10 protein-coding genes are annotated in these 12,820 nt (G+C 64.0%); 5 read left to right on the top strand and 5 right to left on the bottom strand.

Going from position 1 to position 12,820, the window contains the following annotated elements; all coding sequences use genetic code 11:
• Positions 1-44: 44 nt before the first annotated feature.
• The 5 genes from HZ993_RS11250 (at position 45) to HZ993_RS11230 (ending at position 5,356) form a co-directional block, all read left to right on the top strand.
• The gene (locus HZ993_RS11250) at positions 45-1,370 is read left to right on the top strand and encodes an ammonium transporter (RefSeq protein ID WP_209397972.1); all 1,326 of its coding nucleotides are present in this window, start codon (positions 45-47) and stop codon (positions 1,368-1,370) included.
• A 14-nt stretch (positions 1,371-1,384) separates the two neighbouring features.
• Complete coding sequence (locus tag HZ993_RS11245; RefSeq protein WP_209397970.1) at positions 1,385-1,738, top strand: hypothetical protein; 354 nt, start codon at positions 1,385-1,387, stop codon at positions 1,736-1,738.
• 110 nt (positions 1,739-1,848) lie between these two features.
• On the top strand, positions 1,849-2,913 hold the full coding sequence (locus HZ993_RS11240; RefSeq protein ID WP_209397968.1) for a sensor histidine kinase: 1,065 nt from the start codon (positions 1,849-1,851) through the stop codon (positions 2,911-2,913).
• Between the two features lies 1 nt (position 2,914).
• Positions 2,915-3,691 (top strand): LytTR family DNA-binding domain-containing protein, encoded by a 777-nt coding sequence (locus tag HZ993_RS11235; RefSeq protein WP_209397966.1) that lies wholly within the window; start codon positions 2,915-2,917, stop codon positions 3,689-3,691.
• 78 nt (positions 3,692-3,769) lie between these two features.
• A complete protein-coding gene (locus HZ993_RS11230; protein ID WP_209397964.1) occupies positions 3,770-5,356 on the top strand; it encodes a sensor histidine kinase in 1,587 nt (528 codons plus the stop codon).
• 95 nt (positions 5,357-5,451) lie between these two features.
• Here HZ993_RS11230 and priA read toward each other — a convergent pair whose 3' ends face one another.
• The 5 genes from priA to HZ993_RS11205 all read right to left on the bottom strand — a co-directional run bounded on the left by priA (position 5,452) and on the right by HZ993_RS11205 (position 12,755).
• The gene (priA, locus tag HZ993_RS11225; RefSeq protein ID WP_209397962.1) at positions 5,452-7,665 is read right to left on the bottom strand and encodes a primosomal protein N'; all 2,214 of its coding nucleotides are present in this window, start codon (positions 7,663-7,665) and stop codon (positions 5,452-5,454) included.
• A gap of 386 nt (positions 7,666-8,051) precedes the next feature.
• Positions 8,052-9,197: a uroporphyrinogen decarboxylase gene (hemE, locus tag HZ993_RS11220; RefSeq protein WP_209397960.1), complete on the bottom strand. Its 1,146-nt coding sequence runs from the start codon at positions 9,195-9,197 to the stop codon at positions 8,052-8,054.
• Between the two features lie 468 nt (positions 9,198-9,665).
• The gene (locus HZ993_RS11215; protein ID WP_209397958.1) at positions 9,666-10,076 is read right to left on the bottom strand and encodes a CoA-binding protein; all 411 of its coding nucleotides are present in this window, start codon (positions 10,074-10,076) and stop codon (positions 9,666-9,668) included.
• Positions 10,077-10,085: 9 nt separating this feature from the next.
• Entirely contained in the window at positions 10,086-12,353 is a 2,268-nt protein-coding gene (locus tag HZ993_RS11210; RefSeq protein WP_209397956.1) for a protein-disulfide reductase DsbD, read from the bottom strand.
• Positions 12,354-12,440: 87 nt separating this feature from the next.
• Positions 12,441-12,755: a DUF167 family protein gene (locus HZ993_RS11205; protein ID WP_209397954.1), complete on the bottom strand. Its 315-nt coding sequence runs from the start codon at positions 12,753-12,755 to the stop codon at positions 12,441-12,443.
• Between the last annotated feature and the right edge of the window lie 65 nt (positions 12,756-12,820).

The following is a 12,820-nucleotide window of genomic DNA, read 5'->3' as shown; positions in this document are numbered from 1 at the left end:
GCTTGTGCGTACAGCCGCCGTGTTGGACGTCACGAAGGAACAAGATGCACCGAATCGGACTGAAGGGCCTGCTCGCCTCTACGTTTTTCCTCAGCAGCGGCGCGTGGGCACAGACCACCGCAGCGCTGACCCGGCCCAGCCTGGTGGCACAGGACAGCATCAATGGTGCCGACACCGCGTGGATGATGACCAGCACAGCCCTGGTGCTGCTGATGACGCTGCCCGGCATTGCCCTGTTTTATGGCGGCATGGTGCGCAAGAAGAATGTGCTCAACACCATGGCCAGTGTGGTTGCCGCTGCGGCGCTCGTCAGTTTGTTGTGGTTTGCCGTGGGGTATTCGCTTGCCTTTACACCGGGCAACGGTCTGCTGGGCGGTGACATGCGGATGTGGTTCAGTGGACTGGACTACATCAAAGAGGCAGGCAAAGTGGCGGTGAGCCACGTGGCGCCCAATGTGCCGGAATCGGTTTACGCCATGTACCAGCTTACGTTTGCCATCATCACGGCGGCCTTGATTGTGGGTGCCGTGGTGGAGCGCCTGCGCTTCTCTGCACTGTTGTGGTTTGTGGGGCTGTGGTCGGTGTTGGTGTATGCACCGATAGCGCACTGGGTCTGGGAGCCTGGTGGCTGGCTGGCGCAACGCGGTGTATTGGATTTTGCCGGTGGTGCCGTGGTGCACATCAACGCCGGTGTCTCGGGCCTGGTGTGTGCCTACATGCTGGGCGCGCGCAAGGGCTATGGGCGCGCATCGTTTGAGCCCTTCAACCTGGGCCTGACCATGGCCGGCGCAGGCCTGTTGTGGGTGGGCTGGTTTGGCTTTAATGCTGGCTCGGCCGTGGCGGCCGACGGGCGTGCCGGCCTGGCCATGGCCGTCACCCATATTGCGGCGTCGGCCGGTGCCATGACCTGGATGCTGGGGGAATGGATGCTGCGTGGGCGGCCCTCGTTGCTGGGCCTGTGCTCGGGCCTGGTGGCGGGTCTGGTGGCCATCACCCCGGCGGCGGGGTTTGTCACACCGGCTTCCGCGCTCTTGATCGGTGCTGTGGCGGGCTTGGCCTGTTACTGGGGGGCCACCGGCCTCAAACGCCTGCTCAACGCCGACGATTCACTCGATGTGTTTGGCGTGCACGGTATTGGTGGCATCGTCGGCGCGCTGATGACCGGCCTCTTGGCCAGCAAGACCGTGTCGGGCGTGCAGGGTGACGTTGTGATGCAACTGATGGGCGTGGCCGCCGTGGTGGTGTACAGCGCCGTGATGAGTGCGGCCGTGTTGTGGTTTACCAAGCTGATGGTGGGCCTGCGCGTGGAGGATGGCGCCGAAGAGACGGGGCTGGACATTACCCAGCACCGTGAACACATGGGAACCTGAACAGGAGATTGCACATGCTTGCCAGTGAAAAACTCGCCATTGCCGCCCATTTGCACGTGCTGTTGCGGCGCAAGACCGGCCGTGTGACCGACACGCAGTGGATGGCGGACAACGCCGAATACGCCACCGAAATCGTGCGTTTTGCCCGGCAAAGCGCGCAGGAAGACGGCCACGTGGAGCTGGTGGCCTGGGCCGACAAGCTGGAGCAGGCGGTGTTGCCCACCGCCGCCCCGCGGGCCAGGGACCTGCGTTCGCCGGGTCCGTCTGCCCTGCCCACACTGCGCAGCCTGTTGGCAACCAACGCGTCCCAGGCGGCAGCCGCGGAAGTTGCGGCCGATAGCGCACGCTACGTGCGCGGCCTGCGCTGAAGACCTGGTTCGGCCTGGGCCTCGCCGTTCACCCCTCCATTCCCGCGCCCTGTCGCACCTGGCAGGCGCACTGGCTTGACCCTGGGGGTGTCGATTAGTATGGTCCGGGCATGCATCCCATTTCCCTGATCCACGGCTTTGTGCAACGGCATTCCCGGCCCCTGAAGGTGGCGGCCTTGGGCGCCCTGATCGCGGCGCCGATTTTCAAGATGATGTTCCGCGACTCGTTTGCGGCCATCCTGGTGGAGACCACGCTGGTGTCTGCCATCCTGCTGTGTGCCTATCTAATGGCAGGTGCCTGGCGGCAAACCTGGGCGCCGCGCTGGTTGGTGCAGGTCTTTGCCGTTTGTGCTGCAGCGCCGCTGGGGCCGTTGATCGTGCACATGGTGTCGGTGCAGGGTGATCTGCACGCCTTCACCAACTCCCGACCCCGGGTCGTCGGGTTCTGGTGGGTGACCATCTGTGCCGCCATTGTGGGCCTGTCGGTCACGCTGGCAGCAAGGGTGCGTGAACGCGAAGCCCAGGCACGGGCCCAGGCCCTGCAGTTTGCGCTGGAGCATGAAACCCTGATGCGCCAGGCCACCGACGCGCGTCTGCACCTGCTGCAGGCCCAGATCGAGCCGCACTTTTTGTTCAACACCCTGGCCAATGTGCAGGCCCTGGTGGAAAGTGGTTCGCCCCAGGCCGGCCCGGTCTTCAAGAGCCTGATTGCCTACCTGCGGGCCACCATGCCCCAACTCCACCAGGAGGGCGCCACGCTGGGCCAGGAGGCCGATCTGGTGCGCTCCTATCTGGAGCTGATGTTGATGCGTATGCCCGACCGCCTGCAGTTCAGCGTGGACATCGACCCCAGCCTGCGCGGCCTGCGTTTTCCGGCCATGGCTTTGTTGACCCTGGTGGAAAACGCCATACACCACGGCATAGACCCAAGCTGCGATGGTGGCCGTATCGATGTGGGGGCGCAGGCTTTCGGGCCGTCTGACGGCACCCGCGGTGTGCGACTGTGGGTGGCGGACACCGGGCAGGGCATGGTGGAGTCTGCGAAGCCGGGTATTGGTCTGGCCAACTTGCGTGCCCGATTACAGGCGTTTTACAGTGCGTCAGCCCGCCTGGAGCTGAGCGAGCAGGTTCCCCACGGCGTCAAGGCCGAAATCATTCTGGAAGGTGTGTTGTGACATGAAGTCCGTAACGGCCCTGGTGGCAGACGACGAGCCGCTGCTGCGCGACCGCCTGGTTGCCTTGTTGGCGGATATATGGCCGGAGCTGGACATCGTGGCCACGGCCCGAAACGGCCGTGAGGCCGTGGAGTTGTTTGACCAGCATGCGCCGCAGGTCGCTTTTTTGGACGTTCACATGCCCGGCATGAACGGTATAGAAGCCGCCCGGTGTATAGGGCAGCGGGCCCACATCGTGTTTGTGACCGCCCATGAGCAATACGCCGTAGAGGCCTTTCGCCAGGGGGCTATCGACTACATCGTCAAACCCCTGGATGCAGAACGCCTGCAGGAAACCGTGCGGCGGCTGCGCCAGCGCTGGGCCACACCACCCCCGGCTGGCAGTACAGCGCTGACCGCGGAGGTGTTGGACCAGTTGTCGGCCCACCTGCAAGGCCAGCTGGCACCCGTGCATTACCTGCAGTGGATCAAGGCCTCGGTGGGCAGCACGGTGCGCCTGATACCGGTGGAGCAGATCCGCTACATCAAGTCGGACACCAAATACACGCTGGTGGTCTGGGAGGGCGGCGAGGCGCTGATTCGCAAGACCATACGCGAGCTGGCTGATGAGCTGGACCCGTCGCGGTTTGTGCAAATCCACCGCTCGGCCATTGTCAACCTGCACCAGGTTCAGCAGTTCAGCCACGGCGGGCATGACGGGGGCGAAGTACAGATCAAGGGCAGCGCCGAATGTTTGCCCGTCAGCCGGAGTTTTGTCCACCTGTTCCGGCAAATGTGATGTGCCCGCGACATCCTGCGCCGTAGGCATGGCCTAGTCAGGCCGCTATGCGTTACAGTGGCGCAAACACCCCATTCCATGACGCGGATATCCGAGCCCCTCACCGTTCGCCTGCGCAAGTTGTTGCTGCGGCTGCGCTCCCTGCGGGTGGCTATTGCGATGACGGTGGTGTTGGGGGTTCTGCTGGCGTCGTTCCTGTCGTACGTGGAGCAAACCTCGGATCTGCGGGAACAACACATTGCCCAGATCCGCACCGAAATGAACCACCTGGGCACCCTCACCTCACTGGCCCTGCGTGAGCCCCTGTGGCAGTTTGAGGCCGAGCAGGCCAACTCCATCATGGAGGCGGCATTTGTGAACCCCGACGTGGTCTCCATCGCCATATGGGATGACAAGGGCACACCCTTTGCCACCCGAACCCGCAGCGCCGAAGACGCCCGGCTGGTCGACGCCACCACCCATGTGGTGGAACGCAACAAGACCATGGTGGGCAAGCTCACCATACAAATGTCCACCGCGGGTTACCTGCGCAAGGTGAATGAGGTGCGCCTGCAGTACCTGCGCAACGCGGCGCAAATATCGGTGGGTGCCTTGCTGTTTATTCTGCTGTTGATGCACTGGCGCCTGGTGCGGCCGTTGGAGGAGTTGGTCAGGGCCTCGGGCCGCCTGGAAAAAGGGCAGTTGGATGTACCCATTCGGCCGGTGTTCCGGGACGAAGTGGGTGCGCTGGCCGACAGCCTGGAGGCCACGCGCCTGGCGTTGCTGCACCTGATTGCCCAGCTGGAAAGCCGCAATCTGGAGTTGACCGATGCCAACGAACACCTGGAGCAGCGGGTTGCCGAGCGCACCGAGTCCCTGGAGCAAACGCTGCAGACCTTGGAGCGTGCGCAAGAGGAAATCATCCAGACCGAAAAACTGGCCTCTTTAGGGCGCGTGGTGGCAGGTGTGGCGCATGAGCTCAATACGCCCATCGGCAATGCCCTGACCGTGGCCTCCACCATCCAGGGTGAACTGGGGGAACTGAAGACCGAGCTGGACAGCGGCTCCATGCGCCGCTCGTCACTGCAGCAGTTTATTGCGCGTGCCGATGAGGGGCTGGCCCTGTCGCTGAAAAACCTGCAGCGTGCAGCACATCTGATTTCGGACTTCAAGCAGGTCGCGGTGGACCAGACCAGCGACCAGCGCCGCGCCTTCGATCTGGCCGAAGTGAGTACCGAAATCCTGAACATGCTGCAACCCATGCTGCGCAAATCGGGTTGCCACATCACCAAGAACCTCACTCCAGGCCTGGTGTGTGACAGTTTCCCTGGGCGTTATGGCCAGGTGCTGACCAATCTGGTCATCAATGCCACCATCCACGCGTTTGACGGCAAGACCGGCGGCAATATCTCGGTGTCCATCGGTGCGGCTGATGCCGATACCGTGGAGCTGGTCGTCGCCGACGACGGCCTGGGCATGGAAGACCATATTCGGGCACGTATTTTTGACCCGTTTTTCACGACCAAGATGGGCCGCGGCGGCACCGGCCTGGGCATGAACATCGTGCACGGCATCGTGACGCGCATTCTGGAAGGGCAAATCACCGTGCACAGCACACCGGGCGCGGGCAGCCGTATCCGCGTGGTGTTTCCGCGGGTTGCCAGCGGTGTCAACAGCGAGATGTAAAGGCATGGCCCCCACGGTTGCTCACTGCGTGTAGCGCCCTGCCCCCCGAGGGGGTCGCGTTTCACCTTGGGGCTGCCCTGCGGTGAAACATTCTGCTAGATCGCCAGGGGGTCCACATCCACGGCCCAACGCACCAGACCCTTGCCGTCTGGGCCCTGGCGCGTGGCGTGCAACACGGCTTGCCAGGCGGTCAAGAATTGCTGCAGGGCCGCGCGTGACGGGCTTTCCACCAGCATCTGGGCGCGTTCAATATTGGCCACACGCTGGATGCTCATGGGCACGGCCGGGTACAGCGTGATCTGGTCCAGCACCGGCGCCCAACCTTCCCACTGCGCCATGTCATTGCGTGCCGCGCTGCTGGCGGCATTCAAAAACGCCTGGGCCACTTCCTGTGTGCGGGCCTCGGCGCGTACCAGGGCCTGGGCGGTAAAGGGCGGCAGGCCGGCCTGTTCGCGCTCCAGTAGCTGCTGGGTGGCAAAGCCGGGGTAGTCGTGGCGTTTGAGGGCCGCGTACAAAGGGTGGGCGGGCTGAAAGGTCTGTATCCACACCTCACTGCGTTCACCCAGGGCGGCGTCACGCCCGGCGCGGCCCGCGGCTTGCATCAGCAGGCTGAACAGGCGCTCCGGTGCGCGGAAGTCGCTGGAGAACAGCGCACCATCTGGGTTGACGGCCGCCACCAGCGTGATGCGCCGAAAGTCATGGCCCTTGGCAATCATTTGCGTACCGACCAGCACATCCACATCACCGGCGTGCACGGCCGCCAGCTGGCTTTGCAACTCGCCTTTGAGGCGTGTGGTATCGGCGTCGATGCGGGCCACACGCACCGGTTCACCATCGGGAAACTCTGCACTGACCGTGTTGGGCCTGCGCACATCGGCCAGCAGTTCGGCCACATGTTCTTCCAGCCGCTCGGTGCCACGGCCCAGTGGCGCAATGTCGGGGTTGCCACAGGTGGGGCAGGCGCGCGGCACACGTTCGGTAAAACCGCAGTGGTGGCAGCGCAGGGTGCGGTCTATCTTGTGGAACACGCGGAAGGCGCTGCAGTGCGGGCATTCACTCTTCCAGCCGCAGTCGGTGCAGTGCAGCACCGGGGCATAACCGCGCCGGTTCAGGAACACCATGCTTTGTTCGCCACGCGCCACCCGTTCCTTGATGGCCTCCAGCAGCGGGATGGAGAACACGGCGTTGCGGTGCTGGTGGTTCATGTCCACCCGGCGCACCAGGGGCAGGCCGTCGGGCGTGGCGGCGGTGGAGCGCATGGCTTGGCGCGCGGTGGGTGGTGAACCGTCTGGTGTTGCAGCTGGCGGGGCACCAATACGGCTGGGCATGTGCAGCCGCACATAACGCCCGCCCTCGGCCGCAGGGCGGCTGTGGTGCCAGCTCTCCAGCGAGGGTGTGGCCGAGCCCAGCAGCACCTTGGCGCTTTCCAGCCGCCCGCGGTAGACCGCCAGGTCACGCGCCGAATACCGTGCGCCTTCGCTGCTTTTGTAACTGGGGTCGTGTTCTTCGTCGACCACGACCAGGCGCAGCTGCGGCATAGATGCAAACACCGCCATGCGGGTGCCCAGCACAATCCGCGCGGTACCGCTATGGGCCGCCAGCCAGCTCTTGAGCCGCTGCGGGTTGGTCATGCCACTGTGCAGGGAGACGACCGCGTCCTCACCATAGATCGGTGCAAAACGGGCCTTGAAACGGGCCTCCAGCTGCGGCGTCAGGTTGATCTCGGGCACCATGACCAGGGCCTGGGATAGCGGTTCGCTGGCCAGCAGGGTTTGCACGCTGTGCAGGTACACCTCGGTCTTGCCGCTGCCAGTGGCGCCAAACAGCAGAAAAGGGCCGGCCTGGGACTGGATCTGGCTCACCACCGTGGCCTGCTCGGGGCTAAGCGTGGGCAGGGCGGTGTCAACCCCCGGTGTTGCACCGGACGGCGGTTTCTGTACGCGCTGCAATCGCCGCTGCACTTGCTGGGGCGACAGCTCCCGCAGCTGCGGGGGCAGGGCGGCCAGGGCCACCTCACCGATGGAGCGCTGGTAATACTGTGCAGTAAATGTAAGCAATTGTTGCCAGTTGGCACTTAGCGGTGTGATGCCTTCCAGTACCCCCGCCACGTCGCGCACCTTGCCGGGATCGAGCTCACCGGTGGCCTGTGCGGCATCCGCGTCCCACACCACCCCCAGGGTTTCACGCTTGCCCAAGGGCACACGCACCAGCGTGCCAGGTGCTAGTAGCGACTCACTTCTATAACTCAGCACCGACCCCAGGCTGGCATGGGCCGGGGTTTGGACGAGCACACACAACCAGTGGCTCATGGGCGATGGCGGGCGGCTGCGCGGTGGGGCATGGTGCAAAAGGCCACTTGAGTGAAATTATTGATGTTGACTTGCGAAATCAGGGCTAAGTGCTTGATTTGAAAAGACTTTGCACCTAACCCAGTGTTTCTGTGGATAACTTTGTTGATATCTTGTCTTGAGACCCCGCGAGGCCTTGAAAATCAAGGCTTTGGCTGGAATGCCCGGAAAAAAAGCAAAGTTTGAATTCCTTATGAATCAATAACTTACAAGCGCTATTGCTTTCATAGCGCTTGTTGCCCCCATGCGGGATAGTCCGCACAGGCACACCCTATTTTTGTGCATAAGTGCCATCGCCCGATTTGGTTTTGGCTCCAATCAATGGTAGGAAACTTATGCCAGAAAGATCAGGTCCGCAGAGCACGGGAATGGCGGTGCACGGCGTCCACCAGCGCCGCCACATGTTCGGGTGGGGTGTACTGGCTGATGCCGTGGCCCAGGTTGAAAATGTGTGTGGGGCCGGTGCCCGTGCCCTGGTAGGGCGTGCCAAAGCTGTCCAGCACACGCGCCACTTCGGTCTCGATCTGGGTTGGCTGGGCAAACAACACATTGGGGTCGATATTGCCCTGCAGCGCCTTGCCCGGGCCATTCTCTACACCGCCGATGGCCGCGCGGGCCTTGCCCAGGTTGACGGTCCAGTCCAGGCCCAGCACCTCGCATTCCAGCGCCGCCATCTCCTGCAGCCACAGGCCACCGCCCTTGGTGAACACGATGCGGGGGATGGTCACGGTGTTGCCCGCGGCGTCGGTATGGGTCTTTTTCAGTTGTGCCAGCACCCGTGCCGTATAGGCCAGGCTGAATTCCTGGAAGGCACCGTCGGCCAGCACACCGCCCCAGCTGTCAAAAATCATCACGGCCTGGGCGCCGGCGTCGATCTGGGCATTCAGGTAAGCGGCCACCGAGTCCGCGTTGGTGGCCAGAATGCGGTGCATCAGGTCCGGGCGGCTGTACAGCATGGTCTTGACCAGGCGGTAGTCGCTGGAGCCCGCGCCTTCCACCATGTAACAGGCCAGCGTCCACGGGCTGCCCGAGAAACCGATCAGTGGCACGCGGCTTTTGCCATCGGGGCGGGTCAGCGCCTTGCGGATGGAGGACACGGCGTCAAACACATAACGCAGTTTGTCCAGGTCGGGCACGGCCAGCTTGGCAACAGCGGCCTCATCCCGCACGGGGTGGGCAAAACGCGGGCCCTCACCCACGCCAAAACTCAGGCCCAGGCCCATGGCGTCGGGAATGGTCAGGATGTCGCTGAACAAAATGGCAGCGTCCAGCGGGTAACGGTCCAGCGGCTGCAGCGTGACTTCGGTGGCGTAGTCCACATTCGTGGCCAGGCCCATGAAGCTGTTGCCAGCCTTGACCCGGGTGGCCAGGTATTCGGGCAAATAACGTCCAGCCTGGCGCATCAGCCAGACGGGGGTGTGGGCCGTGGCCTGGCGCAGGCAGGCTTGCAGGAAGGTGGGGTTGTGGTGGTTGGCGAAGGTGGTGTCGGTCATGGTTCTGATTGTCGCAGGACTGGTTCGTTGACCTTTGTGCTTGGTTCACTGCCGTGGTTTTTAACAACCCACTCCCCCAGCCCCTCGCCCCGCTGGGCGAGGGGAGCCTTTAACAGCCGATTTGAGGTGTTCGCGCCGGCTACGGGCTACGCGAGTGCGGTCGCGTTACGGGCTTGGACACCTCGGCTGCGTTCCAACGGTCGTAGTGGTCGCCGCCGGGTCTGCGCGGAGCCGCTGGCACGCGCAGCGGCCAGTGTTGGCATGCCTGCACAGCGCCGTTGACTACGACCGCCGCGTCAGAAACACGGCGCGCGCTGCGGAGTACCGCACCAATGCGCCTGTAAGGTCGCAGCCGGAGCGCTTATCCAAAATCGGCTGTTGAAAAGGCTCCCCTCGCCCGGCGGGGCGAGGGGCTGGGGGAGTGGGCTGTCAAAAAAGCGAGGTCCCGCAACCGCCAAAAATCCCACTTCAGAGAAGCCGCCTGTGCTCCACCATCAAACACTTGTTTTGCACGACACGCAGCCCGGCGTCGCGAGCCTCTTGGGCGGCACCATCGTGCACCACCCCCATCTGCAGCCACACCGCCTGCGCCCCAACGGCAATCGCCTCGTCCACCACCGGCGGCACGTCGGCGCTGTTGCGAAACACGTTCACCAGCTCAATGCGGTGGTGGCGCGCCGCCTCTGTCAAGGTGGGGTAGGCCGTCTCGCCCAGGATGTTGCTGGCATTGGGGTTGATGGGCACGATGCGCCAGCCCTGGGCCTGCATGTAACGGCTCACGGCAAAACTGTCGCGGTGGGGCTTGGGCGACAGGCCGACCACGGCCACGGTGCGGCAGTGGGCCAGGATATGGGCGATGTCGCCTGCTTCAGCGTCCATGGCGGCGGTTTAAAGCGCTGCCAGCGCGGAGCGCAGCGCCTGGGCGTCCAGTATTTCGGAGAACACCACCGGCGCCTTGCCGGCCTGGTGCAGCACATAGACCGGCACACCGCTGCGGCCCAGGGCCTCCAGGGCCACGGTGATGGCGGGGTCGCGGCGTGTCCAGTCGGCGCGCAGCAGGGTCACGTTGCGCGCGCGCATGTCGGCGAGCACCTCTGCATTGGCCAAGGTAGTCTTCTTGTTGTACTGGCAGGTGATGCACCAGGCCGCCGTGAAATCCACAAACACCGGACGGCCCGCGGCCAGCTCAGCCTCAACCTTGCCGGGTGCCCAGGCCTGCCATAACGCAGTGGATGCAAGGCTGCTGGCGCCGGTGCTTGCCGTTGTGTTGTCCTCGGTCTTTATGACCAATGGGCCAATAGCCCCTGTCAAACCTAGCAGTGCTGCTATTGAAATAGAAGCGAATACGGTCCGGCTGCGCCCCTCCAGGTTCAGCGACCAGACCAGCAGGCTCAGGGTCAGCAGCAGGGCCAGCAGGGCACCCGCGCCGTCGACACCACTCAGATGGCCCAGCACCCAGACCAGCCAGACCACGGTGGCCAGCATGGGAAAGGCCATGAAGCGGCGCAGCGTGTCCATCCACGCGCCAGGGCGGGGCAGCCAGTTGCCGACCGCGGGCACCCAGGCAGCGGCCAGGAAGGGCAGGGCCAGGCCCAGGCCCAGCGCGGCAAAAATGCCCAGGGCCTGCGCAGCGGGCAGGCTGATGGCGTAACCCAAGGAGGCGCCCATGAAGGGCGCGGTGCAGGGCGACGCAATGGCCACGGCCAACACGCCGGACAAAAACGCGTCCACCACCGGGTGGCGGGCCTGCATGCTGGCAACGCTGTGGGGCAAGAGGCTACCGATCTCAAACACACCGGCCAGGTTCAGGCCCAACAGCGTGAACAGCGTGGCCAGTGCGGCCAGCACGGCGGGTGACTGCAGGTGAAAGCCCCAGCCCAGTTGTTCACCACTGGCGCGCAAAGCCAGCATCAGGGCGCCCAGGGCCACAAATGACAACACCACACCGGCCGTGTAGGCCAGGCCCTGGGCCCGTTGTGAGGCGCGGCTGTGTTCGCTGTGGCGTGCAAAACCCAGTACCTTGATGGCCAGCACCGGCAGCACACAGGGCATCAGATTCAGGATCAATCCACCGAGCACGGCTGCCAGCAGGGCCAGGCCCCAGGCGCCCAGGCCGCCCGTATCCGCGGTGACCGGTTGCAGGGCTGGGGTAGTGGCCGCGGCTACCGGGGTGGTGGCCCCCACTGCGGGCCAGGTTCCGCTGATGGTGGCTACGGTGCGCAGGCTCTCTGTGCCCAGCACCAGCACCACGGGCAGGTTGGCGGGTGCGGACTCGCGTTGGGTGGACAGCGGGAAGTGGGCGCTCCACACACCATTGCTCCAGGCCTGGGTGGGCGGCGTGCCGGCGGAGGCCGCGCCAGTGCCCACCGCGTCGCTGGCTTGGGGCGTGGTGACCGGCTCCACAATATGCGCGGTTTCCGGGAAAACCTGTAGCGCACGGCCACTCCAGCTGGCGGGCAGGCCGCTCACGCTGACCACCATGGCATCACCCTGCAGCTTGGCCTGTGCAGAACCGGTCAGGGCCTGGGGGCTGGCGGCGCGGCTGGCTTCAAAGGCCGAGCCATGGCTTGCGGTGGAGCCCTGGGCGGGCACCTGCAGCACAAACTTGCCTTCCTGCGGAATACATTCCTGGCGGCAGACCAGCCAGTTGGCGGTCAGGCCCACTTCCAGCATGCCGTTGGCGCCGGGTTTGAAATCCTTGCCCACGGTCAGCGGCACGGGCAGCAACACCGTGTCTTCGTACCCAAAGTTGGCCATGCTGCCCACCGGAATACGCCGGGGTGTGGGCCAGGCAATGTCACCGGCGGTCAGGCCCGCTGGCAGGTTCCATTGCAGGGTAGTGGGCAGGCCGGAGTCGCCGGGATTGGTCCAGTAGGTGTGCCAGTGCGGCAGGTGTTTGAGTTGCAGGCCCAGCCATACCGTTTTGCCGGGATCAATGCCATCGGGCGCATGGGCCAGCAGTTCGGCGCGCACCTGCTCGGTTTGCACAACGGCCGACACGGTGCCGGTTTGGGCGGTGCCCTTTAAGAGAATTTGGGCATTAGCCCCCGTCAATATTGAGCATACAGCTATAAAAAATATAGCAATTCGCAAGGGAACGGAGGACAAACGGGGTGCGCCAGGGCGCTTGGGCGGGGATACAGAAGCGTGGGTCATTGCAATTTGGGAGCTTGTGGCAGCCTAAAAGTTCCGCCGCGGTGCGGTACACCGCGGGTCAGCACGCCATTGTGGCATCGACCAAGACTAGACTGAAAAGACGGCCGGCAGCTTCTTGGGCGCCTTGATACGCAGCTGCTTGTGAATACTTTCCTGGCCAAACACCACTTCAATGTCGGCCACGGCCACACCAAAGAGTGGGGCCAGGAAACGAACCATATGGTCCGTGGCTTTGCCGTCCTTGGGCGCGGCGGTGACGCTGACCTTGAGTTGTGTGCCCATGGGTTTGCCAATGGCGTCCTTGCTGGCGGCAGGTTTGCCCAGAATGTTGACGACGAGGGTGTCGCCATCCCACGCAAAAAACGTGTCGCCGGTGGCATTGCGGGGGCGGCTTGGGGTCATGGCGGGGAGTGTCAGAATTTCTGTGTGTGAGGCGGTTTCAGAAATCAGCTGATGGGTAAATTTTA

Source organism: Rhodoferax sp. AJA081-3 (assembly GCF_017798165.1).
Taxonomy (GTDB): domain Bacteria; phylum Pseudomonadota; class Gammaproteobacteria; order Burkholderiales; family Burkholderiaceae_C; genus Allorhodoferax.
This window is presented reverse-complemented; position numbering and strand designations above follow the sequence as displayed.